This window comes from Nocardiopsis sp. CNZ308, from assembly GCF_004217075.1.
In genome coordinates, this window is sequence record NZ_SHKJ01000001.1 from 60,252 (window position 1) to 86,628 (window position 26,377).

Sequence of the window (26,377 nt, forward strand, 5' to 3'; positions counted from 1 at the left end):
CCGGGCACACGGGCCCCGGAAGCTCCCCGGCGGGAGCGGCCGGGGCCCGTCGGCGTGGACGACCGGTGGAACGCGATGGACGCAGGAGGGCACCAACGGGGGCGACGGAGAAGCCGTTTCGGCCGGGGCCCGACGCCGCGCACGCGGCGTCCCGGTTGTCCACAGGAAAAGATCCGCTCTGGTGGTGGCACGGCGCGTGGGAGACGCTGGGTGAAAAAGGCTGGGCAGGGGGGCTCGCGCCCCCCTCCTCGGGGTGCCCCGGGGCCAGCGCCTACTCTGGGTGACCATGTCGAGTACACACACCGGCGCGGACGCCCCCGCCTCCCCCATCGCGTTCCGGCAGCTGCTGCCCGTCCCCGGCGGCGCGGACGCGGACCCGGCCGCCGCCTACGCCTACCCCGCCGACCTGGACCGCCCCTGGGTGCGCGCCAACATGGTGGCCAGCGCCGACGGCGGCGCCGTGGGCCCCTCGGGGCGCAGCAGGGACCTGTCCTCGGCGCCCGACCGCAGGATCATGGGCGCGCTGCGCGCCCTGTGCGACGTGGTGCTGGTGGGCGCGGCCACGGCGCGCGTGGAGGGGTACGGGCCGGTCCGCGTCCGCAGGGCGTGGGAGGGGCTGCGCGAGGGACGGGCGCGGACACCGGCCGTGGCGGTGGTCTCCCGCTCCCTCGACCTGCCCGCCGACCTGCTCACCGAAGCGCCGCCGCACGCGCGCACCCTGGTGTTCACCACGAGCGGCGCCCCCGCGGACAGGCGCCGCGAGGTGGCCGCACGCGCCGACCTCGTGGTGGTCGAGGGGGACTCGGTGGCGCCCGCGCACATCGTGGACGCCCTGGCCGAGCGCGGACTGCACCGCGTGCTGACCGAGGGCGGCCCGCACCTGTTGGCGGAGTTCGTGGCGGCGGGGCTTTTGGACGAGCTGTGCCTGACCCTGAGCCCGCACCTGCTGGGGTCGGGTCCGCCGCGCATCGTGGCGGGGGGACCGGACGCTCCCGGAGCGCCGGAACACGCCACCGGCGCGCGGAGCACGCCCGTGCGGATGGCGCACCTGCTGGAGGCGGAGGGGAGCCTGTTCGCGCGTTACGTCAGGGAATAGGGCGTCTGCGGAGGACACACGGGTAACCGCTCGGTTTCGGCCACCTCACAACCACGCATGAACCATCCCGCAACCGGACATACCCGAGGTGTGCCCTCCACTGGAAACACCGCTGCTGGACACAGGACACACCGCATTGACGGGGCTTACCGGCTTGGCCCCCCGGCCGAGAGGATGAACGTGGTGCCGACGTCCGAAAACGGATCCCCTCCGGTCTATCGCGGAATAGCCGAGGAACTACGCGAACAGATCCGCTCCGGACGGTACGCCGACGGCGACCGCCTGCCCGGGGAGAACACCCTCATGGAACGCCACGGCGTCGCACGGGCCACCGCGAGGCAGGCGCTCTCCGTACTGATCAACGAGGGCCTGGCCGTGGCCGTGCGCGGCTCGGGCATCTACGTCCGCCTGTTCCGGCCCCTGCGAAGACACGGCGCCCGGCGGCTGTCCCAGGACCTGTGGGGCAGCGGGCGCGCGATCTGGCAGGTGGACAGCGAGGACCGCGGGTACGAGGTGGACAGCCTGCGCGTGGACGAGCCGGCGCCCGCCGCGCACGTGGCGCGCGCGCTGGGCCTGGCCGAGGGGGCCGGGGTGGTGCGGCGCTCGCGCCGCTACCTCGTGGACGGGCGTCCGGTGCAGCAGGCCGTCTCGCACCTGCCCCTGGCCGTGCTGGGGGACGGCGGGGAGCCGTCGGCCCGGCGGGTGCGGGACCACGACAGCGGGCCGGGGGGCATCTACGCGCGCCTGGCCGAACTGGGGCACGCCCCGGCGCACTTCACCGAGGAGATCCGGGTGCGCATGCCCACCCCCGAGGAGAGCGAGGTGCTGGAACTCGCCCCCGGAACCCCGGTGCTGGAGGTGGCGCGCACCGCGCTGACCGCCGACCACCGGCCGGTGGAGTTCAACGAGATCACCATGGACGGCTCGGCCTACGTGCTGCGGTACGACTTCGACGCCTGAGCCGGGTCCTGGTCCCCGCCCGCGCGTCCCGCCCGTTCCCGGGGCGGCACCGCGCGCCCCCGAAAGCCCCGAGCCCCCGAAAGCGGGGGGAGGGGCGCCGCCCCGGCGCCCCTCCCCGCTTCTCGGACCGACTTCAGCGACCGCCTCGCTTGGAGGCGAACACCAGGTACGCCAACGGCAGGAGGACGAGTCCCACCGCCAGCGCACCGGCGGCGGCGAAGGGCAGGGAGTCCGACGCGGTCATGGCCCACCGCGCCATGCCGAACCCCAGGAGGAGCGCGACCGCCAGCGCGCCCACGGCGACGGCCGCGGCGGCGAGCAGCAGCGTGCGTTCGCTCCAGGGTTGGGGCCGGGCGCGGTCCGCCCGCACGACCGCGGAGCGGACGCTGAGCTCGGCGGCCCAGCGCAGCTCACGGCCGGTGGCGGCCGCTCCGTCGGCGACGGTCCTCAGAAGGGACCGCGCGCCCGTGGTGTTCTGGTCGAGCCACCACAGTCCGTACCGGATCCTGCCCACGCGCAGCGGTCGCCTGTTCACTCCGAGTGCCTGATGCGTTGTAACGGTCATGTCACCTGCCTCAAGTGCACTGTTCGACCACTGACCCTGGCTACAGCCGTACCCTCGCCTTCGGCTACCGAACGTCGCATAGGCCGAAGTTAGGAGGGTCTGGCCGTTTGGGACGGTTTTCCTGTCCCGAATGTCATATGTGAGTGTTTGCGGCACGAAGGGTGCTGAGGCGGCATCCGGAGCCGATTCGGGGTAGCGTCGTCCCATGGCTGACTCAGCGGACCAGGCCCAGGACAACGGCAGCGGGCCCAAGGACATCCCCAGGACCGACCAGGAATGGCGCGAACGGCTCAACTCCCAGGAGTACGCGGTACTGCGCGAGGCCGCCACCGAGCGCCCGTGGACCGGGGAGTACGTGGACACCACGACCGCGGGGGTCTACCGCTGCCGCGGCTGCGGCGCCGAACTGTTCCGTTCCGGCGAGAAGTTCGAGTCCCACTGCGGATGGCCCAGCTTCTACGACCCGGCCGACTCCGACGCGGTGGTCCTGCACGAGGACCGCTCCCTGGGCATGGTGCGCACCGAGGTGCGGTGCGCCACGTGCGACTCGCACCTGGGCCACGTCTTCCACGGCGAGGGGTACGCCACCCCCACCGACGACCGGTACTGCATCAACTCCGTCGCCCTCACCCTGGAGCCGACGGAGTAGGTTGCCGTACGATCCTGGTGCCGGACGGCGGGACCGGGACCGCCCGGGGACGGCGGCGCGCACCCGCGGCCCGTTCTCGGCGGAATCAGGAATAATCGCATTCAGCGCACCAACGGCCGGTCCCCCACCGGCCCGCGGGGCGCGGCGCGCGGGGCCGGTCACATCCGGCCCCTCCGCCAGCAGGCCCGGGAAACCCGGGCCGACCCCCGCAGCGGCAACCCATGTGCGGGCGAACCGACAGACCCGCGACGAAAGCGCTCGATGACCGACGACTCACCATTCTCATCCGCCTCCCACCGCCCCGCGGCGCGTCCGCGCCTGGGCATGGCACAGGGTTCGGCCCCGTGGCTGCTGCCCGCGCTGGGAGCCGCCGGAGCCGCCGTCCTGACCGCCCGGGGCTCGCGGGCCCGCACGGCGCTCGCCGTCCCGGTGGTCGCGCTCGCGGCGGGGATGACCTGGTTCTTCCGGGACCCCGAGCGCGGCCCGGCGACCGGACGGGTGCTGTCCGCGGCGGACGGCGTCGTGCAGAGCCTCGACCCCCAGCCCGACGGGCGGACCAGGGTCGCGGTGTTCATGAACCCCCTCAACGTGCACGTCAACCGTGCCCCCCTCGCCGGCGTGGTGACAGGCGTCGAGCACCGACCCGGCGGCTTCCGCCCCGCATTCGACAAGGACAGCGAGCGTAATGAGCGCGTCATCTGGACCCTTGAAACCGAGATCGGTGCGATCACGGTCGTTCAAATCGCCGGCGCGATGGTCAGGCGTATCGTCCCGTATCTCGCTGCGGGGCAGAAGGTCGAGCAAGGGGAGAGGATCGGTCTCATCCGGTTCGGGTCCAGGGTCGACGTCTACCTTCCGTCCGGGATCACCCCGGCGGTGGAGGTCGGCCAGAAGGTCCGTGCCGGAGAAACCCGCCTTGACGCCGACTGAGAACGCCGTGGCGGCCGACGGGGCCGCCTCCACCGTTGCGCAGGAGGCTCCCAGGCTGCGCCTGGGGGTGGCCGACTACCTGACGCTCGGCAACGCCCTGTGCGGCTTCCTGGCGGTGTGGGCGCTGGTGGTGGCCCAGTCCGCGCAGGAGGCGGCAGGGATCGCCGGACCGCTGCCGCGCACGGCCATGGCCACGGTCGTGGGCCTGATGCTGGTCGCGGCCGCCCTGGACGTGCTCGACGGCCGGGTCGCCCGCAAGCTGGGCGGCAGCGGCATGGGCGCGGAGCTGGACAACCTGGCCGACGTGATCAGCTTCGGGTTCGCGCCCGCGTTCTTCTTCGTCGTGTGGGGCATGCGGACCGAGGGCCCGGACCTGCTGCCGGTCGCGGCGGGCGGGGCCGTGCTGCTCGCGGTCATCGTGCGCCTGGCCCGGTTCTCCTGCCAGGCACCGGGCGCCAGCTACTTCACCGGGCTGCCGTGCCCGTTCGGCGCCATGGCCGTGGTGACGGTGGTCCTGCTGGACCCGCCGCTGATGGCGGGGGTGACGGCGGTGCTGCTCATCTCCTGGCTGATGGTGAGCCGGATGGAGTACCCCAAGCCGCGCGGGCGCAAGGCCCACGCGGTGCTGGGCATCCTGGCCGTCGGGGTCGCCCTCATGGCCGCGTGGGGCATGGGCCTGCCCGCGGGCCAGACGCTCATCTACCTGATGAGCGCCGCCGTGCTGGGCTTCATCGTCACCATCCCGTTCTACGTCCTGGCCGTCCGGCGGGCCGCCGCGGCGCAGGACTGACGCACACGCGCGGGGGCGCCCCGGGGAAGGAGTACCTTCCCCGGGGCGCCCCCGTTCGCGTTGCGGCCGTCTACGGCAGGGACTCGACCAGCTCGGCGACGCTCTTGCGGCGACCGGTGTAGAACGGCACCTCCTCGCGGGTGTGCAGGCGGGCCTTGGCTCCGCGCAGGTGGCGCATCAGGTCCACGATGCGGTGCAGGTCGTCGGCCTCGAAGGCGAGCAGCCACTCGTAGTCGTTGAGCCCGAACGAGGACACCGTGTTGGCGCGCACGTCCGGGTAGGGGGCGGCCATGCGGCCGTGCTCGGCGAGCAGCGCGCGGCGCTCGTCGTCGGGCAGCAGGTACCACTCGTAGGAGCGCACGAACGGGTACACGCACAGGTGCTCGCGCGGCTCCTCCCCGGCCAGGAACGCGGGCACGTGGCCGCGGTTGAACTCGGCGGGGCGGTGCAGGCCCACGACCGACCACACCGGGGTGCTCACCCGGCCGATCCGCGTGCGGCGGAAGGCCGTGTAGACGTCCTGGACCTGCTCGGGGGAGTCGGCCACCCACCAGAACATGATGTCGGCGTCGGCGCGGAAGCCCTGGACGTCGTAGCTGCCTCGGGTGGTCACACCCTGCTCGGCGGCCTTGTCCAGGAGCGTGGCCAGTTCGTCGGCCGCGGCGGCGCGGTCGATCCCGTCCAGGGCCCCGACCTTGAAGACCGACCACATGGTGTAGCGGATGAGGGAGTTGAGGTCGCTGCCGTCCTGCTCGACGGCTTCGTTGTGCTGGCCCGTCACGGGTTGACTCCTTGCTGGTTCGTTCCGGCGGCCTCGTCGCCGCCGGCGGGACTGTTCGTCGTGAGGGCGCCCGCCAGGAGGTCGGCCTGCTGGAGGGCGTCGGCGACGCAGGCGGGGACGCCCACGCCGCCGTAGACCGCGCCGCACACCCCCAGGCCGGGGCTGCGGGCGACGTCGGCGCGCACGCGCTCGACGAGGGAGGCGTGGCCGACGGCGTACTGGGGCAGACCGTCGGTCCACCGGGTGACCCGGGTCTGCACCGGCGCCCCGGCCATGCCGGTGACCGTGGACAGGTCGCGCACGGCGGCCGCGGCCAGCTCCTCGTCGGAGCGCTCCAGGACCCGCTCCTCGCCGAAGCGCCCGATGGAGCAGCGCAGCACGACCAGGTCGTCGCCGGGGTTGGCCGCGGCCAGCTCCTCGGCGATCCAGGGCCACTTGTTGCTGGAGAAGGTGGCGGCCTTGACGGTCAGCCCCTCCCCCGCCGGGACGAGGAAGCCCGTGCCGGTGAGCGGCTCGGGGAAGGCGGACGCGGGCAGGGCCAGGGTCACCAGGGCCATGCTGGCGTACTCGACTCCGCCGAGGTCGCGGGAGGCGCCGGGGGCGTGCTCGGCGAGCAGGCGGGCCGCCTCGGGGGCGGGGCAGGCGAGCAGGACGCCGTCGCAGGTGATGCGTTCGTTGCTGTCCAGGCGCACCCGCCAGCCCTCGGGCAGGCGCTCCAGGGCGCGCACCCGCGAGCCCACACGCAGGCTGTCGGCGTGGCGTTCGGCGAGCGCGCCGACGAGTCCGGCCACGCCTCCGCGCAGGGAGGCGAACACCGGCCCGGGCTTGGTGGGCGCCGCTCCCCTGCCGCGCAGGCTGGTGCGCACGGCGTGCATCAGGGAGCGGTTCCGGCGGGCCATGGGCGCGATCTGCGGCAGCGTGGACTCCAGGGAGAGCCGGTCGGCGCGGCCCGCGTACACGCCGCCCAGGAGGGGCTCGACGAGGCGGTCGACGACCTCCGGGCCCATGCGGGCCCCGACGTAGTCGGCGACGGACACGTCGCCGCGCACCGGCGTGCGCGGGAGCACGAGGTCGAGTCCGGCCCGCAGGGTTCCGGTCGCGGAGAGCACCCCGCTGCGGGCGAGCGCGCGCAGGTCGCCGGGCACGCCCATGAGCTGGCCCTTGGGCAGGGGGCGCACCCGTCCGCGGCTGTAGACGGCGGCGGCGCCGGGTCCGGGGTGCACCACCCGGTCGTCCAGGCCCAGCTCGGAGAACAGGTCCAGCGCCTCGGGGCGGCGGGCGAGCACCGCCTCGGCGCCCGCGTCCACGGACACCCCCGCCACCGGTGAGGCGCGCAGCTTGCCCCCGGGGGCGTCGGAGGCCTCCACCACGGTGACGGCGGCGCCCAGACCACGGAGGCGGTGCGCGGCGGTGAGTCCGGAGACCCCGCCCCCGACCACGACGACGTGCGGTGCTTCAGGCATACCCCCAGCTTCCCAGATGACCTGGGTCACCGTGATCCGCCTTCCCCCGCGACACCCCGTGATTCGCGTCGCGCCCGCGGCGGATCCGCGCGCGGCGCTCCGGGCGGACCGGGGCGGTCCCGCCGCCGCGCGCCGCCGTTGCCCGGTCGTTACCACGGCGCCGCAACGGGCCCGCCCCGGAGGACGTCGAAGCGGGCATGGTTACCTCAGCCCTCCTCCCGACCCGGCGTGTCGCCGGGACCGTGCTCTCCGTGGGCCTGGCGGCCCTCCTGGCCACGTCCTGCTCCTCCCCCATGTCCGACAGCGGCGCCGGGAGCGCCGCCGAGTCCGCGGCCGTGGCCCCCGAGTCCGGTGACCGGGCCCTGTCCGAGGAGCAGGCGGGCCCGGAGTCGGCCGAGGAGGGCGGCGGCTCGGCCGTCGGCTCCGAGGTGGAGATCGGTGAACGGGAGCTGGTGCACACCGCCGATCTGTCGGTACGGGTCGAGGACGTGTCCGAGGCGGTCGGGCTCGCCAAGGAGCTGACCCTCGACGCGGGCGGCTACGTCGCCTCGGAGCGGGTGTCGACCCCCCAGGGCGGCTCCCCCGAGGGGTCGCTGACGCTGCGCGTCCCGGGTGACGGCTACGAGGGCGCCCTGGAGGAGCTGTCGCGGTTGGGCGACCGCTCCCACCTGGAGCGGTCGGTGCAGGACGTCACCGAGGAGGTGGCCGACGTCGAGAGCCGCATCGAGTCCTCCGAGACCGCCCTGGAGACGCTGCGCGGCTACCTGGAGGAGGCCGAGAACGTCGACGAGCTGCTGCGGGTGGAGGGCGAGATCCAGAACCGCCAGGCGGAGCTGGAGGCCTTCCAGGCGCGGCTGGAGACGCTGCGCAACCAGACGGCGTACTCGACGGTGAACCTGACCCTGCTGCCCCCGGAGACCTACCTGGAGGAGCCCTCGGAGGACTCCATCGGCTTCCTCGGCGGCCTGGAGCGCGGCTGGCGCTCGCTGGTGACCTTCGGCCAGGGCGTGGCCGTGGCCGCGGGCTGGCTGCTGCCGTTCCTGGTGGTGGCCGCCGTGCTGGGCGCGGGACCGCTGTGGTGGTACCGCTCGCGTCGGCGCGCGTCCGCGAAGGGCGCCGCCTCCGCGGGCGGCGGCAGGGCGGGCTCCGCGAAGGGCGCCGCCCCGGTGCGCGCCGCGTCCGACCGTCCGGCCTCGGGCCGCGCCGCGGGCGACGCCGAGGGCACCGCGAAGGACCGGGGCCCCGGCGCGTCCTCCGGGTCCGGCGGAAGGCCGCCCGGGGACGGGGAGTGAACCCGCGCCGACGGCGCCCGGCCCCGCGTGTCGGGGACAGGCGGGCCTGGGGGCTGTTTTCGGACCGGCCTCGGCTTGTGGGGGGGGGTTGGTTCGGGTGCCCACGGGGTTCTGGAGGTGTCGGAGGTGAGACTGCGAGGAACGAGCCGTCTCACCGGAGACACCGGAGGTTCCCGTTCTTCGGGCACCCGAACACGGACCAAAGCGAAGCGGAGGTCCCCAAAAAACACCGCCTAGACGGCGGTCTCCTCGTGCACGAACGCGGTGAGCCGCTGGAGCATGTCCGGGTCGGTGCTGGGCAGCACGCCGTGGCCCAGGTTGAAGACGTGGCCGTCGGCGGCGCGGCCCCGGGCCAGGATGTCGCGGGTGCGCTCGGCGACCACCTCCCAGGGCGCGAACAGGGTGGCCGGGTCGAGGTTGCCCTGGAGGGCGGTACCGGGCTGGACGCGCTGGACCGCCTTGTCCAGCGGCACGCGCCAGTCCACGCCCACGACGTCGGCCCCGGCCTCGCTGAGCAGGCTGAGCAGTTCGCCGGTGCCCACGCCGAAGTGGATGCGCGGCACCTCGTGCCGGGCGAGCTGGCCGAAGATCCACGAGGTGTAGGGCAGCACCGAGGCGCGGTAGTCCTCGGCGCTCAGGGCGCCCACCCAGGAGTCGAAGAGCTGGACGGCGCTGGCGCCCGCCTCGATCTGGGTGCGCAGGAAGCCCAGGGAGATGGTGGCCAGGCGGCGCATCAGCTCGTCCCACAGCTCGGGCTCGCCGTACATGAGCGCCTTGGTGTGCTCGTGGTTCTTGGAGGGGCCGCCCTCGATGAGGTACGAGGCCAGGGTGAACGGGGCGCCCGCGAAGCCGATGAGGGGCTTGTCGCCCAGCTCGCCGACCAGCTGGCCCACGGCCTCGGTGATGTAGGGCACGTCGCCGGGCTCGATCTCGCGCAGCCGCTTGACGCCGGTCGCGTCGCGGATGGGGTCGGCGACCACGGGGCCGACGCCGGGCTTGATGTCGAGGTCGATGCCGATGGCCTTGAGCGGCACGACGATGTCGCTGAAGAAGATCGCGGCGTCGACGTCGTAGCGGCGCACCGGCTGCATCGTGATCTCGGTGATCATGTCGGGGCGCGCGCAGGCCTCAAGCATCGGCACGTCGGCGCGGACCCGTCGGTACTCGGGCAGGGAGCGCCCCGCCTGGCGCATGAACCACACCGGGGTGTGGGACACGGGAAGGCGCCGGCAGGCGCGGAGGAAAGGAGAATCTTGCAGGGTCACCCCTCGATCGTGCCATGCCCCGCCCGGTGCTCCCACTCGGATCGCCGAACCCGGACGCGCCCGTGCGCGCACCCCCGGCGGGGCCGGGAGGGGCGCGAACCGGCACCGTCGGCGACCGGCCGGTTCCAAGATCATCACAAAACGCCGACACGCCGGGCGAACTCCGACTCGCGGCCCGTGACTCATGCCACGGTCTTTGACGTGCCCACCTTTCCGCCCCCGGCGGGGAGGCGGAGCACGTCCGCACGCCCCCGCCCAGACGTGATCACCCCAGAATGAAGGCTGACGTTCCCACCATGCCCGATGTCGGTAGCGCCGAGGACGCACACGAGACGTTCCGGCGAGCGGTCGAGGCCCTGCGCTCACCCCTCCCGCGACCCGAGATCACCGTCCGGGAGATCCCCGCCCCCCAGCGGCTGGCCCCCCACTCCGCCGCGGTCTCGGCCGAGGTGACCGTCCACGGAGAGGAGGTCGCCTGGGGCAGACTCATCGTCCTGTACGACCCCGAGGGCACCCGCGACTGGCCGGGTCCCTTCCGGGTGGTCTGCCAGGCCAACTCCGAACTGGAGTCGGAGATCGCGACCGACCCCCTGCTCGGGCCGGTCGCCTGGAGCTGGCTGACCGACGCCCTGGACGCGTGCGGCGCCACGCACCACACGCTGAGCGGCACGGTCACCCGTGCCACCACCGAGGGCTTCGGCACCAAGGCGGACCAGGGCGCCACCACCGAGGTGGAGATGCGCGCCTCCTGGACACCGGAGTCCGACGACCTGACCGGGCACGTCCGGGCGTGGTCGGCGCTGCTGGCCTCGGCCGCGGGGCTGCCGCCGCTGGACGTCACCGACATCACCGGAAAGCGCTCCCGGCCCTGACCGCGGGCCCCCGCGTCCCCGGGGCCCGCGGCCGGTCCGGATCCGCGTCCGGTGGCGACAGCGCATACCGTAGTGGTGTGGCGAACGCGTTGAACTCCAAGACAGAACCCCGCGAACCAGGCAACGACGACGACGCCGAGAGGGCCCCCCTTCTGCGGGAACCTCGCGAGGGCCTGCCCGAGGTCACCTCCGACGCCGACGCGCTGGCCGGTGTGGTCGCCGCGCTCTCCGCCGGGACCGGCCCCGTCGCGGTGGACGCCGAACGCGCCTCCGGCTACCGGTACGGGCAGCGCGCCTACCTGGTCCAGCTGCGCCGCGAGGGAGCGGGGTCGGCGCTGATCGACCCCATCGCCTGCCCGGACCTGAGCGCGCTCAACGACGCCGTGGGCGAGGCCGAGGTGGTGCTGCACGCCGCGCACCAGGACCTGCCCTGCCTGAGCGAGATCAACCTGCGCCCCCGGAGCCTGTTCGACACCGAACTGGCCGGGCGGCTGCTGGGCTACCAGCGGGTCGGCCTGGGGTTCATGGTGGAGCGGCTGCTCCACCTGCGGCTGGCCAAGGAGCACTCGGCCGTGGACTGGTCCCAGCGCCCGCTGCCGGAGGACTGGCTGCGCTACGCGGCGCTGGACGTGGAGATCCTCATCGACCTGCGGGACTCCCTGGAGGTCGAGCTGGAGGAGACCGGCAAGCTCGCATGGGCGCGCGAGGAGTTCGCCGCGGTCCTGTCCGCGCCGCCCAAGGAACCGCGTACCGACCCCTGGCGGCGCACCTCGGGCATCCACCGGGTGCGCAACCAGCGCGCCCTGGCCGCCGTGCGCGAGCTCTGGTACGAGCGCGACCGCATCGCTCAGGAGCGGGACATCTCGCCCGGCCGGGTGCTGCCGGACGCGGCGATCGTGGAGGCGGCCACCGCCATGCCGCGCACCACCACCGAGCTGGCCAAGATCCGGCAGTTCGGCATCAAGCTGGCGCGGCGCTACCTGACCACGTGGATCAAGGCGGTCAACCGGGCGCGCGACATGCCGCAGGCGGAGCTGCCCCGGCCCAACGCGCCGGGCGACGGCCCGCCGCCGGTGAACCGGTGGGGCGACCGTGCGCCGGAGGCGGCGCGGCGGCTGGAGGCGGCCCGGGCCACGGTCACGGGGATCGCCGAGGACGTCGTCATGCCGACCGAGAACCTGCTGCTGCCGGACACGGTGCGCCGCCTGGCGTGGGCGCCGCCGCGGGCGGTGGACCCCGACGCGGTGGGCGCGTTCCTGCGTGAGCGCGGAGCCCGTGAGTGGCAGGTCACCCTGACCGCGGAACCCCTGGCCACAGCGTTGCGGACGGCCGATCAGGCGTAGCGTTTTACCCCGTTCTGTCACGATCAACCCAGGAGTGAGCGAACTCACCGTGCCCTCAGGGCGTTTGGTGCCTGTTCCGTAGCCCGGTGTCCGATTAAGTTATAGAAACGTGCCCTGGCGCTTTCTGGGTACGGGTTGTCCAACGGGTGTTACGCCGCAGGCCTGGGGCCTCGGTGCGCGATCAGGGGAATGTGGTGATTGTGCTGTCGTTCTGGCGTGCGTTGCTGCGCGAGACCGGACTCAAGGGCGCGACCAGGACCCGGTCCGCCGATACCACCGTGCCTGCGCGCGCGGAGCAAGCGGAGCAACCCGTGGAGAGGCCGGCGGAACGGCCGTCCGGGGTCTCCGTGCCGAGCCCCGCGCCGGCGAGCGGTGCGCCCACCGAGCCGCTGGCCCTGACCGGGGCGCGCGAGGAGGCGGCGCGGACGGCCTCCGGGGTGGTCCAGGCCCCCGCCCCCACCGCCGGGATGCGGGCCGCCTCCCTGGAGCGGACGCTGCGTTCGCTGGTGGAGCGGCTGGGTACCGAGCACCCGGACACGATCACCGCGCGCAACAACCTGGCGACCAAGTACGCGCAGATGGGGCGCCGCCAGGCCGCGGTGCAGCAGTTCGAGCTGACCCTGGCCGAGGCGGTGGCGGTCTTCGGCGAGGAGCACCCGCGCACCGAGATCATCCGCGAGAACCTGGCCTGGGCCTACGAGGACGCCGGTCGTCCGGCGGACGCCGCGGGGCAGTGGGAGATGCTGCTGCGCGAGCGCGAGCGCCAGTTCGGCTCGGCCGACGAGGACACCGTGGAGGCGCGCATGCGCCTGGCGGTCTGCTACCGGCGCAGCGGCCGCCTGGACGCGGCCGTGGTGCACTACGAGCGGGCCATCGAGGACGTGGCCTCGACCGAGCGCCGTGAGGAGCTGCGGCTGGGTCTGAGCGCGGCGCAGAGCATGTCCGGGCGCTACGAGGACGCGATCGGGCAGCTGCGGATGGTGCTGGCCGGGCGTCGGCGCCGCCTGGGCAAGGGGCACCTGGACACCCTGACGGTGCACCACCGCCTGGGCCGCGCCTACACGCAGGCGGGGCGCTCCGACGAGGCGGTGGAGGTGCTGCGCGACGCCTACCGGGTGGCGCTGAACTCCTCCGGCGACCCGGAGGTGCGGCGGCTGACGCTGCGGCTGCGCCGCGACCTGGCGGGCGCCTACAACGCCGCGGGCCGGTACCGCGAGGCCAACGCGCTGCTGTGAGCGGCCGCGCCCTCCCGGGCGCGGCCGCCGCCGGGAGGGGACGGCGCGCCGGAGACGACCGCCGTCCCCGTCGATCGGCCCGCGGGCGATGGCGGGAGGGCGGCGCGCGCAGGGCGCCTGGCCCGGCGAGACGGCCTTCGAGGGGCCGGGGTCGCGCGACCCCGGCCCCTCGGCGTGTTCAGGGGGCCTCGGCGGTGAGCAGCTGCCCGGCGGCGAGGTCGCGGTAGAGGTCGTCGGCGGCCACCAGCTCCTCGTGGGTGCCCACGGCGCGCACCCGTCCGGCGTCCATGACCACGATCCGGTCGGCGCTGGTGACCGTGGACAGCCGGTGCGCCACGACGATGACGTTGGTGTGGCGGGCCGCGTCCAGCATGACCTCCTTGAGGGCCCTCTCGTTGGCGGCGTCCAGTTGGGAGGTCGCCTCGTCCATGAGCAGCAGCCGGGGGCCGCGCAGCAGGGCGCGGGCGATGGCCACCCGCTGGCGCTCCCCTCCGGAGATCGTCACGCCCCGGTGGCCGATCGCGCTGTCCAGTCCGTCGGGCAGACGGGCCACCAGGTCCCCCAGGCGGGCGCGCAGCACGGTCCGGGCCAGCTCCTCCTCGGTGGCCTCCGGGGCGGCCATGAGCAGGTTCTCGCGCAGGGTGCCGTCCAGGACCGGGGCGTCCTGCTCCACGTAGCCGATCTGGGCGCGCAGCGCCGTCAGCGGCCAGGCGCGCACGTCGGTCCCGTCCAGGAGCACCCGGCCGGAGGTGGTGTCGTAGAACCGCTCCACCAGGGAGAACACGGTGGTCTTGCCCGCTCCGGAGGGTCCGACCAGGGCGGTCAGACCGGCTCCGGAGGCCTCGAAGCCCACGCCGTGGTGCACCGGCGCCAGGTCGGGGTGGTAGCGGAAGGCCACGTCCTCGAAGACGACCGAGGCGGGGCGGCCGGGGTCCGCCGCGGGGGCGGCACCCTCCCGCAGGTCCTCCTGGTCCAGTTCGGCGACCTCGTCCACGCGCCGCACGGCCGCCAGGCCGGTCTGGAGCTCGGTGGCCGAGCTGACCAGGGTGCTGATCGGCTCCATGAGGTAGAAGAGCAGGAGCAGGAAGGCGATGAGGGAGGAGACGGGCAGCTCCCCCGCGGCCACGCGTCCCCCGCCGACGGCGAGGATGGCCAGGAAGGCGACGTTGACCGCCAGCGAGGCGGTGGTGCCCGACACGGCCGTCCACACGGCCACCGCCACGCCCCTGCGCCAGGACTCGACCGCGGCGGCGTCCAGGCGGGCGGTCTCCGCCTCCTCCGCCGAGGAGGCCTTGACGGTGCGGAAGGCGCCGAAGATCCGCTCCAGGCGCGAACCCATCTCGCCGAGAGCGGCCTGGGCCGCCTGGGTGGCGGTGCCGATCCGGGGCAGGATCACGCCCATGACCAGGCCGACCATGACGATCATCGCGGCGGCCAGCAGGAACAGGAGGCCGTCGAGGACGGCCATGACCACGACGCCGCCCACCAGGAGCACCGAGCCGGTGAACAGGTTGGTGATGCCGCTGGTGGCGACCGTGCGCAGCAGGGTGGTGTCCGCGGTCAGGCGGGCCACCAGGTCTCCGGGCTTGAGGCGGTCGACCTCGGCCACGCGCAGCCGGACCAGTCGGCCCATCAGGCCCCGGCGCACGCCGAGCACGACGCTCTGGCCGGTGCGCTCCAGCAGGAAGGCGCCCAGGGAGCCGACGAGGGCGCCGCCGAGGATGACGGCGGTCAGGGCCAGGACCGGCCCGAGGACGGGCTCCCCCGCGCCGAGGGCATCGATGACGTACTTGGCCAGGAGGGGCTGGGACAGGCTGGTGAGGCCGCCCAGGAAGGTGAGGGCCCCGCCCAGGACGAGCACCCGCCAGTGGGGGCGGGCGTGCTCCCACAGGCGGCGCGGGGACGCCTTGGGCGCGGCGCCCGGTGCCGCGGCGTGGTCGGCGTCGCGCACGCCCGGATCTGACACGTGGGCCCCCGATGTCGTCGCACGGCGTCTTCGCGCCGCCCGCTGTGGTTCGCTGTGTTCCGTGGTGGAACGTCCGATCAGCAAACCGCGCGCGGGACGGGCGGTGCCACCGCCGAAAGTCGGAGATCGCCCCTGACTTCCGCCCCTGACCGAAGTCGGGGGGCTCCACTGCTCGCAGAAGTTGTTACTGACGAGTAGCATGGGGGTCGACGAGTCCATCCACCCTTGGAGAAGGAGGGGCCATCGTGCCGCGAACTGCCCGCGATGTCGTGTTTGTCGACGGGGTCCGCACCCCGTTCGGCAAGTCAGGCAAGGGCCTCTACGCCGAGACGCGCGCCGACGACCTCGTCGTACGCGTGATCCGCGAACTGATGCGCCGCAACCCGGGGCTGCCCCCCGAGCGCGTCGACGAGGTCGCCATCGCCGCCACCACCCAGATCGGCGACCAGGGCCTGACGATCGGGCGCAGCGCCGCGATCCTCGCCGGACTGCCCCGCAGCGTCCCCGGCTACGCCATCGACCGCATGTGCGCCGGTGCGCTCACGGCCGTCACCACCTCCGGCGCGGGCATCGCCTTCGGCGCCTACGACGTGGTCATCGCGGGCGGAGTCGAGCACATGGGCCGCCACCCCATGGGCGAGGGCGTCGACCCCAACCCGCGCTTCCTCTCCGAGAAGCTCGTGGACCCGTCCGCGCTGGTCATGGGCAACACGGCCGAGAACCTGCACGACCGCTACCCCTCCATCACCAAGGAGCGGGCCGACGCCTACGCGGTGCGCAGCCAGGAGAAGGTCGCCAAGGCCTACGCCGACGGCCGGATCCAGCCCGACCTGGTCGAGGTCCTGGTCCGCTCCCTGGAGAAGGGCTACGGCCTGGCCACCCAGGACGAGCCGCCCCGGCCCGGCACCACCATGGAGACGCTGGCCTCCCTCAAGACCCCGTTCCGCGCGCACGGCAACGTGACGCCCGGCAACGCCGCCGGCCTCAACGACGGCGCCACCGGCGCGATCCTGGCCGCCGAGGACGTGGCCGAGGAGCTGGGGCTGGGCGCCAGGATGCGCCTGGTCGACTTCTCCTTCGCCGGCGTGGAGCCCGAGGTCATGGGCGTGGGCCCGGTCCCGGCCACCGAGAAGCTGTTCGCCCGCCAGGGCATCTCGATGGACGACATCGGCCTGATCGAGATCAACGAGGCCTTCGCCGTGCAGGTGCTGGCCTTCCTGGAGCACTTCGGCCTCGCCGACGACGACGCCCGCGTCAACCCCTGGGGCGGCGCCATCGCCCTCGGCCACCCGCTGGCCTCCTCGGGTGTGCGCCTGATGATGCAGCTCGCGCGCCAGTTCGCCGAGCGCCCCGACGTCCGCTACGGCCTGACCACCATGTGCGTCGGCATGGGCATGGGCGGAACCGTCCTGTGGGAGAACACCAACTACGAGGGGGGCAAGTGAGCACCGTCATCGACCAGGCACGGGAACTGTTCAGCGACGAGGTCGTCACCAACGCCCTCTCCCGCGACGTCGAACTCCCCTACGGCGCGGGCACCGCGGTCCTGATCACCCTGGACAACGGGCACGACCACACCAAGCCCAACACCTTCGGCCCCGGCGGGCTGCTCAGCCTGGACGCGGCGATCGAGGCCGCCAGGGCGCGCACCGACATCGTGGCCGTGGCGGTCACCGGCAAGCCGTTCATCTTCGCCGTGGGCGCGGACCTGACCGGCGTCCCCGCCCTCCAGAACCGCGAGCAGGCGCACGCCATCGGCAAGCTGGGCCACGACGTGTTCCGCAAGCTCGGCGAGCTGGACGTGCCCACCTTCGCGCTGGTCAACGGCGCGGCCATGGGCGGCGGCGTCGAGGTGGCGCTGCACTGCACCTACCGCACCATCTCCTCGGGCGTCCCGGCGCTGTCGCTGCCGGAGACCTTCCTGGGCCTGGTGCCCGGCTGGGGCGGCACCTACCTGCTGCCGAACCTGATCGGCGCCGAGAAGGCCCTCAAGGTCATCATCGACAACCCGCTCGCCCAGAACAAGGTGCTCAAGGGCACGCAGGCCTTCGAGATGGGCATCGCCGACGCGATGTTCGAGCCCGCCGACTTCGTCGAGGAGTCGCTGCGCTGGGCCGCCAGGGTCCTCAAGGGCGACGTCGTGGTCGAGCGCCCCGAGGTCGACAAGGGCGAGGCCTGGGACAACGCGGTCAACATGGCCCGGTTCACCGTCGAGGGCAAGCTGCACGGCGCCGCCCCGGCCCCGGCCCGCGCGGTCGAGCTGGTCGCCCAGGCGAAGACCCGCACGCGCGACGAGGGCTTCGCGGCCGAGGACGACGCGCTGGCCGACCTGATCATGAGCGACGAGCTCAGGGCGGGCCTGTACGCGTTCGACCTGGTGCAAAAGCGCGCCAAGCGCCCCGCGGGAGCGCCCGACAAGTCGCTGGCCCGCAAGGTCACCAAGGTCGGCGTCGTCGGCGCCGGTCTGATGGCCGGGCAGCTGGCGCTGCTGTTCGCCCGCCGCCTGGACGTGCCGGTCGTCATGACCGACCTGGACCAGGAGCGCCTGGACAAGGGCGTGGCCTACGTGCACGGCGAGGTGGACAAGCTCCTGAAGAAGGGCCGGGTCAACAACGACAAGGCCAACCACCTCAAGGCCCTGGTGACCGGCTCGCTGACCAAGGACGCCTTCTCCGACGCCGACTTCGTCATCGAGGCCGTGTTCGAGAAGATGGAGGTCAAGCAGCAGGTGTTCGCCGAGGTGGAGGCCGTGGTCTCCCCCGAGGCCATCCTGGCCACCAACACCTCCTCGCTGTCGATCACCGAGATGGCGTCCAAGCTCCGGCACCCCGAGCGGGTCGTGGGCTTCCACTTCTTCAACCCGGTCGCGGTCCTGCCGCTGCTGGAGATCGTCCGCGGCGAGGCGACCGACGAGGCCGCCCTGGCCACGGCCTTCGCCACCGCCAAGAAGCTGAAGAAGACCGCGGTGCTGTGCAAGGACGCCCCGGCGTTCGTGGTCAACCGCCTGCTCACCCTGTTCATGGGCGAGGTCCTGGGCGCCGTCGGCGAGGGCACCGAGCCCGAGACGGCCGACCGCGCGGTGGCGCCCCTGGGCCTGCCGATGTCGCCGCTGCTGCTGCTCCAGCTGGTGGGCCCGGCGGTCGCGCTGCACGTGTCCGAGACCCTGCACGAGGCCTTCCCCGAGCGCTTCGCGGTCTCGGCCGAGCTGGCCGAGATCGTGAAGGCGGGCAAGACGGCGATCTACGCCCCCGACTTCAGCATCGACCCCGAGGTCCGCGCGCTGCTCGTGGGCGGCGACGAGCCGTCCGAGGAGAGCGAGATCCTGGACCGGGCGCTGCGGGCGCTGGCCCGGGAGATCCGGATCATGCTGGACGAGGGCGTCGTGGCCGAGGCCGCCGACATCGACCTGTGCCTGATCACCGGCGCGGGCTGGCCGTTCCACACCGGCGGCATCACCCCCTACCTGGACAAGGTCGGGGTGTCGGAGGCCGTGAACGGCAAGCGGTTCCACGAGGGCGACCCGAAGGCGTTCTAGCCTTCGCGAGACCCCGCGGCGGGCCCGGCAGCGGATGCCGGGCCCGCCGTTTCGTGTCCTGGTCAGAAGTCCTGGGAGGACTCCTCCCCGGTCGAGCCGGGGCTGGAGGAGCGGACGCGCCGGATGTGCAGCTGCCTGCCCAGCCGGATCACCGGGCGGATCAGCAGTTCGACGCTGCCGACGAGGAAGCACCAGGTGCCCGCGGTGGTCCAGGCCTCGGAGAAGAACATGATGCTTCCGGCGATGAACCACAGGGCGATGAGGATGTCGTTGACGATGCTCGCGGTCTCGTAGCGGCGCCGGACGACGAGTTCGTCGTGCCCCACGTGCAGGACCAGCGGTCTGCTCTGCTTCTCGGACATGTCCGGCCCTCCCCGGGGGGTCGTCTCGGCACCGCGTCTTCCCCTGCCCGAAGTGGGCGGAAACGAAAAGTCACCACATAACGACTACTCGTACATACTTACCGGTAACCCTGTGTAACGTCTGCCTCGTGGCAGTATCCGCTGAACACCAGATCTACTCCGAGTTGTTCGCCGACGCGCCGGACACGGCCGTCGGCTTCCTGCGCGGCCTCGGCGTGGACGTACCCGACTACGACCGCAGCGAGGTCACCTCGTGCGACCTCGGCCACGTCGATCCCGTCGAGCGCCGGTCGGACGTCGCGATCATGCTGCGCGGCCCCGGGCCGAAGGACCCCTTCGACAAGCTGATGGGCATCGTCGTGGAGGTCCAGCGCGACGAGAAGGAGCGCAAACGCTTCACCTGGCCCGAGTACGTGGCCGCGCTGCGCTCACGGCACGAGTGCCCGGTCGTCCTGCTGACCATCTGTCCGAAGCAGTCCGTGGCGGACTGGTACGCCGAACCGATCCACCTCGGCCATCCCGGTTTCGTCCTGCGTCCCCTGGTGGTGGGGCCGTCCAGGATTCCGGTCATCACCGATCCCGGGGAGGTGGAGCGGTACCCGTCCCTGGGCGTGCTGTCCGCCGCCGCGCACGGCGGTCAGGACATGGACGTGCTGAAAGCCCTGCACACCGGCCTCGACGCGATCGACCGGGAAAAGGCTACGAAGTACATTGGATTCACGTTGAACCTGCTGGCGAAGACCGAAGGCCAGGCCGCCCTGGAGGAACTCATGATGACGGACACGTACGAGTACAGCAGTGCCTGGACCGAGAGCCTCAAGGCCGAAGGACGGGCCGAGGACATCCTGCTCTTCCTGGACGCACGCGGCATCGAGGTTTCCGCCGAGGCGCGCGAGCGCATCAGCGCATGCCGCGACCACGACCAGCTCAGTACCTGGGTCCGTCGCTCCGCGGTCGTCGACCACATCGACGAACTCTTCGACGAGTGACCGGGGAACCGTGACGGGTCCGGCGTCCCCCGGACGCCGGACCCGTCCCCCGCGCTCAGCGGCGCGCGGAGGCGCGCACCGCGCCCGCCGGGAGCATGCCGTGCCGCCGGTACCACGTCCCCGTCGCGGACACGGTCTCGGCCGCGGAGCGGAACCGCGCCCCCAGGTCCCGCCCGGCCAGGCCGGAGGTGATGTCGCGGCCCTCGCCCTCGCCCTCGCGCGGGACGCGCGCCCCGGCGCGGGTGGCGGTCGGCTCCCCTCCGCCCAGTCGCGCCTGGAACTCCACCAGCGAGGCCACGTCCCGCGCGTCCACCACGTAGTCGGACAGCCGGGGCACCGCCTTGACCGCCCCCTGGGCCACGCCCAGGAAGGGACGCCCGGCGGAGGCGGGCCCGGCGTCCCCGTGCCCCCGCATCCACCCGGGCAGCACGACCGCGACCCGGGTGGGCCCGGCGCGGCCGGAGCGGATCAGGTCCTCCACCGCCCGCTCGGCGCGGACCTTGCTGGAGGGGTAGCACCGGCAGGCCGACAGGCCCACGAAGCGGTCCGGGGGCGGGGGGGACTCGTCGGCGGGGTCGTCGGGCAGCAGGCGTCGGGCTCGGTCGGTGTCGCGGACCAGGGCGACGCCCTCCTGGTCCAGGCCGGGCAGCAGGCGAACGATGCCGCTGCCGAGGAGGCCGATCGCTCCGGTCACCACGGACCTGCTCCGCCCGGGGAGCGGTGTGGCGTGGACTTGCGTATCGTTTCACGTCCCAACCATAGAGTTCTATGATCATCTGGTGAACAGAGGCGTTGGAGAGGGGGCCGAGGCATGGAGAACGCACCCGGATGGGACACCCCCATGTGGCACACGACCGGTTTTCGACTGATCAAGCTGGGCGAACTGGTCCAGGCGACCACCGCGGCGGTCTTCGGGCCCCAGCAGATCACCTCCCGGCAGTTCCACGTGCTCTCCGCCACGGAGGCGATGCCCCATCTCTCGCAGAAGGAGCTGAGCTGTGTGCTGGGTGTGGATCCGAACGTGATGGTGGGGCTGATCGACGACCTGGAGGAGCAAGGGCTGGCCAGACGCGAGCGCAACCCCAGGGACCGCAGGCGCTACATCGTGACGCCCACAGACAAGGCGAGGACGCTGCTGGAGGAGGCCCGCGACGCGGTGGCCCGGGCGGAGTCGGAGTTCTTCGCCACCCTGTCCGAGCACGAAGTGGCCCTCCTGCACGAGCTGTCGGGCCGCCTGCTCACCGAGCACCCCCGGGTGACCAAGTACGAGTGAGGTTCCGGTGCCGGGGCCGCGCTCCCCGGCACCGGGCCCCCGGTCACTCGGAGACGCCAAAGCGGGCGTGCACGCGCTTGAGCGGCGCCGGGGCCCACCAGTTGGCACGTCCGGCCAGCCGCATGAACACCGGCACCAGCACGCCGCGGATGAGGGTGGCGTCCACCAGGATCACCACCGCCATGCCGACCGCCAGCATCATCAGGTACAGCACGTCGGAGACGGCGTAGGCGGCGAAGGAGGCGGCCAGGATGACGGCCGCCGCCGTGACCAGGGGGCCGCTGCGCTGGAGCCCGGCCGCGACCGCGCGGGTGTTGTCCCCGGTCAGGTCGTACTCCTCCTTGATCCGGGACATCATGAACACCTCGTAGTCCATGGACAGCCCGAAGGCGATGCAGAACATCAGGATGGGGAACGTCGTCTCCAGGGTGCCGTCGGCGGTGAAGCCCAGCAGCCCGGACAGGTTCCCCTCCTGGAAGATCCACACCATCACGCCGAACATCACCGCGAGGCTGAGCACGTTGAGCACGATCGCCTTGGCGGGCAGCAGGATGCTCCCGGTCATGAGGAACAGGATGCCGAAGGTGATGGCGAGGATCAGGCCGAACACCAGCGGAACCTGTCCCAGCAGGGCCTCGCGGAAGTCGGTCAGGTCGGCCGGGTAGCCGCCGATCCGGGTCTCACCGGGCGCGGGCACGTCCCGGACCCGGTCGATGAGGTCCTCGACGTCCTCCAGGGCCCCGGCGGTGGGCACCACGGACAGCCACGTCCGCTCCGCCGACCCGAACCGCTCCCGTGCCCGCGGTTCGGCCCCGTCGGTCCGCTCCCCGCCGCTGAAGCGCCCGGTGAGGGCGTCCACCTGGTAGACGCCCTCCACCCGGGACAGGTCGGCGGCGTAGGCGCTGACGGCGTCGGCGCTGGCCTCCTGGCCCGGCACGTCCACCAGCACCTGGACGGCGTCCATCTCCTCCTGGACGAAGTTCGCGCCGATCTGGTCCTGCACGTCGCGGCTGGAGACCCCCTGCGGCAGCACGCGCGCGTCGGGCAGGCCGAAGTTCAGCCCCACCGCAGGCGCGGCCAGCACCAGGACCACCGCGAGCGCGGGCAGGCCCCACAGCAGCGGACGGCGCATCATCCGCAGCGCGGTGGAGTGCCACCAGCCGCTGTCGGGGCCGGGCTCGCGCTTGGGGCGGACCCGGTGCCCGACCTTGGCCAGCGCCGCGGGCAGGATGACCAGCGCGGCGAACACGGAGGTCAGCACGGTTCCCACACCCGCGTAGGCGAAGGACCGCAGGAAGGGGAACGGGAAGAGCATCAGGCAGGACAGGGCCACCGCGACCGTCAGTCCGCTGAACAGGACGGTGCGCCCGGCCTTGGAGACGGCCAGGGAGACCGCCTCGGGGACCTGCCTGCCCCGGGCCAGCTCCTCGCGGAAGCGGTTGATGACGAACAGGCTGTAGTCCACGCCCAGGCCCACGCCCATGACCAGGGTGAGGTTGGCGGCGAAGGTGGACACGTCGGTGAGGTAGGTGACCCCGCGCAGGAGGGCGAGCGTGGTGACCACGGAGAACAGGCCCATGCCCAGGGTCAGCGCCGCCACCGAGATCCTGCGGTAGAGGACGAGCAGGAGCACGAACACCAGCGGGAAGATGATGGCCTCGGCGAGCAGGAAGTCGGCCTGCGCCTGCTCGGCGGCCTGGCGGAAGACCTCGTCGCCGCCGCCGACCTCGACCCGGATGACCTCGCCGTCGCGGGTGAAGTCCGGCGAGATCTCGCCGAGCGCGGTGCGCGCCTCGGTGACCGTGCCCTCCATGCGCACGGTGATCAGCGCCTGGGTGCCGTCCTCGGAGCGCATCGCCGGGGACTCGCCGCGCCCCCAGTAGGAGGCGGTCTCGGCGACGCCCTCGCGTGAGGCCAGGTCCCGTTCCAGGGCGGTGGCGGCCTCGACGACCCCGGGGTCGTCCACGGTGCCCCGCTGGGCGGTGACGAGCAGGAGGAAGTGGTGCTTGCCGGTGCCGAAGCCCTCCTCCAGCTGCTGTTCGACGCGCAGCGACTCCGATCCGGGGCTCTCGAAGCGGCTGAGCAGCAGCCGGTCCATGGTGCCCGCCGCCAGGGCCAGGGCGACCAGCACCAGCGCGACGCCAGCCAGGATCACCCGGCCCGGGCGGCGGGCCAGCCCGTCGCCGAGCCGGACCAGGAACGGGGGCCTTGCCGGTGGCGCCCCCTGGCGGCCGGGGGGTGAGGTGGTCGTCGGGGACGTGGCCATGGTGGTCTCGCCTTCCAGGCGCAGGACGTCGTGGGTGCGAGGGGACGCCGGTGGCGGCCGGAGTCCCCCGGTCGCCACCGCGCGTTCCCTCGCCGCCACATTACAGTAAAAAACTTAGACGATCGCCACTCCTAATAATATGATTCACATATCGTTTACGCGAGGGGCCGCTGGATCCCGGGAAGCGACGACGCGCCCGCGGAGTCCTCGGCCCGCCGGGCGGAGACGGACGGGTCGGCCACCACCGCCGCCACGGCGTCAGGGCGCGTGTGGACGGCCCACTCGCCCAGCCCACCGCGTCACGCGCCAGCCCGCCCTGCGCGGGGCGCACCGACGGCCCACCCCGGATCCCGCGACACGCACCCGACGCGCTCCGGCCGCGGACGGCCTCGTCACGGCGCCGCCGACAGCGAACGACCCCGTCCGGGAACTCCCGGACGGGGTCGCGCGACGATCGGTCACACCCCCGCGTGCACCCTCCTGCGCCCGTCCCGCTCCACGGCGGGTTCGGGCCCGTCCCCGTAACCGCCCTCGGAGATCCCGATCCGGTCGTGCAGCCAGCGCAGCGGCCGGGGCAGCCACCAGTTGGCCCCGCCCAGCAGGCGCATCGTGGCGGGCACCATGACCGCGCGCACCAGGGTGGCGTCCACCAGGACCGCGATGGCCAGGCCGATGCCGATGACCTTCAGGAAGAGCAGGTCCGAGGTGCCCATGGCCAGGAGCACCACCATCAGCAGGATCGCGGCGCTGGTGATGATCTGGCCCGTGTGCTGGAGCCCCGCCGCGACCGAGCGGGTGTTGTCCCCGGTGCGCAGGTACTCCTCGCGCACCCGGCTGAGCAGGAACAGCTCGTAGTCCATCGCCAGGCCGAAGGCCACGACGATGATCAGCACCAGGTAGGTGGGGTCGATGGTGCCCACCGCCTCGAACCCGAGCAGTCCGGAGAAGGCGCCCTCCTGGAAGCCCCAGACCACCACGCCCAGGGAGGCGCCCAGGGACAGCGCCCCCATGAGCACCGCCTTGATCGGCAGGATGATCGACCCGAAGGCGAGGAAGAGCAGGAGCAGGGTGGCCGCGGCGACGAAGCCCACCGTCATGGGCGCCGCGTCGACGATCGCCGCCACGTTGTCCTGCTGCATGGCGGCCACGCCGCCGACCAGGGTCTGCTCCGCCCCCCGCGGAACCGGTTCGGCACGCACGTCGCGCACCAGGTCGGCGATCTCCGGGGAGTCGGACGCGCCCTGGTAGGCGACCACGACGTGGGCGATTCCGTCACCGGTGCGCTCCACCGTGGCGGACGCGGCCTCCTCCAGGTCCCCCAGGCGCTCGGTGTACTCCTCCAGGGCCCCGTCGTCGGCCCCGCCGACCACGGCGACGTCGAGCGTGCCCAGGCCGCCCGCGGGGAAGTCGTCGGAGAGCGTCTCGGTGGCGATCCGGCTCCCGGAGTCGGCGGGCAGGTAGCGCTGGTCGGTGGAGCCGAGTTCGGTGGAGGCCAGGCCGGAGCTGAAGACCAGCAGGACGCCGCCGACCGCTACCAGGGACACGGCGGGGCCGCGCATGACGACGCGGGCCAGGCGCGACCAGGCCCCCTCGTGCACGGCGCCGGTGACGGTGCGGCGGGGCAGCGGCAGCCGGAGGCGGTTGATCCGGTGCCCGACCGCGGCCATCAGCGCGGGCAGGAAGACCAGCGCGGCCAGCAGGTCGAAGACCACGACGGCGATGCCGCCCCAGCCGATCGACTTGAGGATGGGTTGGGGGAAGAAGAGCAGGCCCGCGAAGGCGATGCCGACGGTGATGCCGGAGAAGGCCACGGTGCGTCCGGCGGTGTCGACGGTACGGCTCACCGCGTCGGCGATGCCCCGGCCCCGGCGCAGCTCCTCCCGGAAGCGGCTGACCATGAACAGTCCGTAGTCGATCGCCAGCCCCAGGCCCAGGATGGTGGCGACGTTGATCGCGAACACCGACACCTCGGTGACGTGGGTCAGCGCGCGCAGGAGGGTCAGCGAGCCCAGGATGGCCAGGCCGCCGACGGCGAGCGGGACCAGGCCCGCGACGAGGCCGCCGAAGATGAGGACGAGCAGGAACAGCAGGATCGGCAGGGTGATGAGCTCGGCGCGGACGACGTCGCTCTCGGCGCTCTCGGCCAGCTCGTGCTCGATCGCCACCGAGCCGCCCAGGTGGACCTCCAGGTTGCTGGAGGACAGGTACTCGGCCACCTCCTCGTACTGGTGGAGGCGGTCGGCGTGGGACTCCCCGCTGAGGGTCACGGGGATGTAGGTGGCGTCCATGTCCTCGGCCACGAGCATGCCGCGCTCGGTCTCGCCGAGGTCCTCGTCGAGGTAGGTGTCGAAGTCGGCGACCGCGTCCTCGGGCATGTCATCGGCGATACGCTGGATCGCCGCGGCGAAGGTGGGGTTGTCCACCCGGATCTCGTCGCTGCGGTAGACCGCGACGAGGTCGACGCCGTCGTGGCCCAGCTCCTCCTCCAGGACGCGCGTGGCCCGCGCGGACTCGGCGTCGGGGTCCTCGAACCCGCTCTCGCTGACGTCGGAGAAGAGTCCCGAGCCCCAGATCCCGGAGAAGACGGCGAAGACCGCGGTGGCGGCGAGGACCGCCCAGCGCCAGCGGTGGACTCCCCGCCCCAGCCGACCGAAAAGCCCCGTTTGTGTCGGCATACGCCGCCCTTTCAGGAAACAGACCCCATGTCCGTTAACGGTGTTTGCTAACGGTGTTCACTAAAGCGTG

The 26,377-nt window shown here is 73.0% G+C and carries 22 protein-coding genes; 13 read left to right on the forward strand and 9 right to left on the reverse strand.

The genetic code is table 11. From position 1 onward, the window contains the following. Positions 1-286: 286 nt before the first annotated feature. Together EV372_RS00285 and EV372_RS00290 are read left to right on the forward strand one after the other, a co-directional pair. Positions 287-1,096 carry a dihydrofolate reductase family protein gene (locus tag EV372_RS00285; RefSeq protein ID WP_130394189.1) on the forward strand — a complete coding sequence of 270 codons (810 nt, stop codon included), beginning with the start codon at positions 287-289 and terminating at the stop codon, positions 1,094-1,096. Between the two features lie 174 nt (positions 1,097-1,270). Further along, positions 1,271-2,056, forward strand: coding sequence for a GntR family transcriptional regulator (locus EV372_RS00290; protein WP_130394191.1), 786 nt, complete (start codon positions 1,271-1,273; stop codon positions 2,054-2,056). A gap of 133 nt (positions 2,057-2,189) precedes the next feature. Here EV372_RS00290 and EV372_RS00295 read toward each other — a convergent pair whose 3' ends face one another. Next, positions 2,190-2,621 carry a hypothetical protein gene (locus EV372_RS00295; RefSeq protein ID WP_253794269.1) on the reverse strand — a complete coding sequence of 144 codons (432 nt, stop codon included), beginning with the start codon at positions 2,619-2,621 and terminating at the stop codon, positions 2,190-2,192. A 205-nt stretch (positions 2,622-2,826) separates the two neighbouring features. Here EV372_RS00295 and msrB point away from each other — a divergent pair, with 205 nt between their 5' ends. The 3 genes from msrB (at position 2,827) to EV372_RS00310 (ending at position 4,990) form a co-directional block, all read left to right on the forward strand. Then, entirely contained in the window at positions 2,827-3,270 is a 444-nt protein-coding gene (gene msrB, locus EV372_RS00300) for a peptide-methionine (R)-S-oxide reductase MsrB (protein ID WP_013153843.1), read from the forward strand. Between the two features lie 261 nt (positions 3,271-3,531). Then, complete coding sequence (locus tag EV372_RS00305; protein ID WP_130394193.1) at positions 3,532-4,200, forward strand: phosphatidylserine decarboxylase; 669 nt, start codon at positions 3,532-3,534, stop codon at positions 4,198-4,200. Further along, positions 4,187-4,990 (forward strand): CDP-alcohol phosphatidyltransferase family protein, encoded by an 804-nt coding sequence (locus EV372_RS00310; RefSeq protein WP_165435947.1) that lies wholly within the window; start codon positions 4,187-4,189, stop codon positions 4,988-4,990. The genes EV372_RS00305 and EV372_RS00310 overlap by 14 nt, the downstream gene beginning before the upstream one ends. Before the next feature lie 70 nt (positions 4,991-5,060). Here the strand turns inward: EV372_RS00310 and hemQ are convergent, their stop codons facing one another. Continuing rightward, a complete protein-coding gene (hemQ, locus tag EV372_RS00315) occupies positions 5,061-5,771 on the reverse strand; it encodes a hydrogen peroxide-dependent heme synthase (protein WP_013153846.1) in 711 nt (236 codons plus the stop codon). Continuing rightward, positions 5,768-7,234, reverse strand: a complete 1,467-nt coding sequence (hemG, locus tag EV372_RS00320) for a protoporphyrinogen oxidase (protein ID WP_130394195.1) — start codon at positions 7,232-7,234, stop codon at positions 5,768-5,770. Before hemG ends, hemQ begins: the two co-directional genes overlap by 4 nt. A gap of 197 nt (positions 7,235-7,431) precedes the next feature. On the opposite strand from hemG, the gene EV372_RS00325 reads away from it, so the two are divergent. Further along, positions 7,432-8,526 carry a DUF4349 domain-containing protein gene (locus EV372_RS00325; RefSeq protein WP_165435948.1) on the forward strand — a complete coding sequence of 365 codons (1,095 nt, stop codon included), beginning with the start codon at positions 7,432-7,434 and terminating at the stop codon, positions 8,524-8,526. Between the two features lie 233 nt (positions 8,527-8,759). Here the strand turns inward: EV372_RS00325 and hemE are convergent, their stop codons facing one another. Next, positions 8,760-9,785, reverse strand: a complete 1,026-nt coding sequence (hemE, locus tag EV372_RS00330; RefSeq protein WP_130398684.1) for a uroporphyrinogen decarboxylase — start codon at positions 9,783-9,785, stop codon at positions 8,760-8,762. Between the two features lie 302 nt (positions 9,786-10,087). Here hemE and EV372_RS00335 point away from each other — a divergent pair, with 302 nt between their 5' ends. From EV372_RS00335 to EV372_RS00345, 3 genes are all read left to right on the forward strand, one after another. After that, positions 10,088-10,663, forward strand: coding sequence for a DUF3000 domain-containing protein (locus tag EV372_RS00335; RefSeq protein WP_130394197.1), 576 nt, complete (start codon positions 10,088-10,090; stop codon positions 10,661-10,663). Between the two features lie 89 nt (positions 10,664-10,752). Continuing rightward, complete coding sequence (locus EV372_RS00340; protein WP_130398685.1) at positions 10,753-12,006, forward strand: ribonuclease D; 1,254 nt, start codon at positions 10,753-10,755, stop codon at positions 12,004-12,006. A 200-nt stretch (positions 12,007-12,206) separates the two neighbouring features. Continuing rightward, positions 12,207-13,241, forward strand: a complete 1,035-nt coding sequence (locus EV372_RS00345) for a tetratricopeptide repeat protein (RefSeq protein ID WP_130398686.1) — start codon at positions 12,207-12,209, stop codon at positions 13,239-13,241. 178 nt (positions 13,242-13,419) lie between these two features. On the opposite strand, the gene EV372_RS00350 is transcribed toward EV372_RS00345, so the two are convergent. Then, a complete protein-coding gene (locus tag EV372_RS00350; RefSeq protein ID WP_130394199.1) occupies positions 13,420-15,192 on the reverse strand; it encodes an ABC transporter ATP-binding protein in 1,773 nt (590 codons plus the stop codon). A gap of 260 nt (positions 15,193-15,452) precedes the next feature. Between EV372_RS00350 and EV372_RS00355 the strand changes: the two genes are divergently transcribed. Then, on the forward strand, positions 15,453-16,652 hold the full coding sequence (locus EV372_RS00355; protein WP_130394200.1) for an acetyl-CoA C-acyltransferase: 1,200 nt from the start codon (positions 15,453-15,455) through the stop codon (positions 16,650-16,652). Further along, positions 16,649-18,742, forward strand: coding sequence for a 3-hydroxyacyl-CoA dehydrogenase NAD-binding domain-containing protein (locus tag EV372_RS00360; RefSeq protein WP_130394202.1), 2,094 nt, complete (start codon positions 16,649-16,651; stop codon positions 18,740-18,742). Before EV372_RS00355 ends, EV372_RS00360 begins: the two co-directional genes overlap by 4 nt. 62 nt (positions 18,743-18,804) lie before the next feature. Here EV372_RS00360 and EV372_RS00365 read toward each other — a convergent pair whose 3' ends face one another. Then, positions 18,805-19,104, reverse strand: a complete 300-nt coding sequence (locus tag EV372_RS00365) for a YrhK family protein (RefSeq protein WP_130394204.1) — start codon at positions 19,102-19,104, stop codon at positions 18,805-18,807. 128 nt (positions 19,105-19,232) lie between these two features. Here EV372_RS00365 and EV372_RS00370 point away from each other — a divergent pair, with 128 nt between their 5' ends. Next, a complete protein-coding gene (locus EV372_RS00370; protein WP_130394206.1) occupies positions 19,233-20,093 on the forward strand; it encodes a hypothetical protein in 861 nt (286 codons plus the stop codon). A gap of 55 nt (positions 20,094-20,148) precedes the next feature. Here EV372_RS00370 and EV372_RS00375 read toward each other — a convergent pair whose 3' ends face one another. Continuing rightward, positions 20,149-20,787 carry a Rossmann-fold NAD(P)-binding domain-containing protein gene (locus EV372_RS00375; RefSeq protein WP_130394207.1) on the reverse strand — a complete coding sequence of 213 codons (639 nt, stop codon included), beginning with the start codon at positions 20,785-20,787 and terminating at the stop codon, positions 20,149-20,151. A gap of 117 nt (positions 20,788-20,904) precedes the next feature. On the opposite strand from EV372_RS00375, the gene EV372_RS00380 reads away from it, so the two are divergent. Beyond that, positions 20,905-21,366, forward strand: a complete 462-nt coding sequence (locus EV372_RS00380; RefSeq protein WP_130394209.1) for a MarR family transcriptional regulator — start codon at positions 20,905-20,907, stop codon at positions 21,364-21,366. A 43-nt stretch (positions 21,367-21,409) separates the two neighbouring features. Here EV372_RS00380 and EV372_RS00385 read toward each other — a convergent pair whose 3' ends face one another. Both EV372_RS00385 and EV372_RS00390 read right to left on the reverse strand, forming a co-directional pair. Next, the gene (locus EV372_RS00385) at positions 21,410-23,632 is read right to left on the reverse strand and encodes an MMPL family transporter (RefSeq protein WP_130394211.1); all 2,223 of its coding nucleotides are present in this window, start codon (positions 23,630-23,632) and stop codon (positions 21,410-21,412) included. Positions 23,633-24,090: 458 nt separating this feature from the next. Beyond that, positions 24,091-26,307 carry an MMPL family transporter gene (locus tag EV372_RS00390; RefSeq protein ID WP_130394213.1) on the reverse strand — a complete coding sequence of 739 codons (2,217 nt, stop codon included), beginning with the start codon at positions 26,305-26,307 and terminating at the stop codon, positions 24,091-24,093. Positions 26,308-26,377: the final 70 nt, after the last annotated feature.

What these genes read in the sequence shown, in the direction of transcription:
- EV372_RS00285 (WP_130394189.1), top strand. Translation starts at nt 287, where the DNA reads ATGTCGAGTACACACACCGGCGCGGACGCCCCCGCCTCCCCCATCGCG.
- EV372_RS00295 (WP_253794269.1), bottom strand. Translation starts at nt 2,621, where the DNA reads ATGACCGTTACAACGCATCAGGCACTCGGAGTGAACAGGCGACCGCTG.
- EV372_RS00380 (WP_130394209.1), top strand. Translation starts at nt 20,905, where the DNA reads ATGGAGAACGCACCCGGATGGGACACCCCCATGTGGCACACGACCGGT.
- EV372_RS00365 (WP_130394204.1), bottom strand. Translation starts at nt 19,104, where the DNA reads ATGTCCGAGAAGCAGAGCAGACCGCTGGTCCTGCACGTGGGGCACGAC.
- msrB (WP_013153843.1), top strand. Translation starts at nt 2,827, where the DNA reads ATGGCTGACTCAGCGGACCAGGCCCAGGACAACGGCAGCGGGCCCAAG.
- EV372_RS00290 (WP_130394191.1), top strand. Translation starts at nt 1,271, where the DNA reads ATGAACGTGGTGCCGACGTCCGAAAACGGATCCCCTCCGGTCTATCGC.
- EV372_RS00325 (WP_165435948.1), top strand. Translation starts at nt 7,432, where the DNA reads ATGGTTACCTCAGCCCTCCTCCCGACCCGGCGTGTCGCCGGGACCGTG.
- hemG (WP_130394195.1), bottom strand. Translation starts at nt 7,234, where the DNA reads ATGCCTGAAGCACCGCACGTCGTCGTGGTCGGGGGCGGGGTCTCCGGA.
- EV372_RS00335 (WP_130394197.1), top strand. Translation starts at nt 10,088, where the DNA reads ATGCCCGATGTCGGTAGCGCCGAGGACGCACACGAGACGTTCCGGCGA.
- EV372_RS00390 (WP_130394213.1), bottom strand. Translation starts at nt 26,307, where the DNA reads ATGCCGACACAAACGGGGCTTTTCGGTCGGCTGGGGCGGGGAGTCCAC.
- EV372_RS00385 (WP_130394211.1), bottom strand. Translation starts at nt 23,632, where the DNA reads ATGGCCACGTCCCCGACGACCACCTCACCCCCCGGCCGCCAGGGGGCG.
- EV372_RS00305 (WP_130394193.1), top strand. Translation starts at nt 3,532, where the DNA reads ATGACCGACGACTCACCATTCTCATCCGCCTCCCACCGCCCCGCGGCG.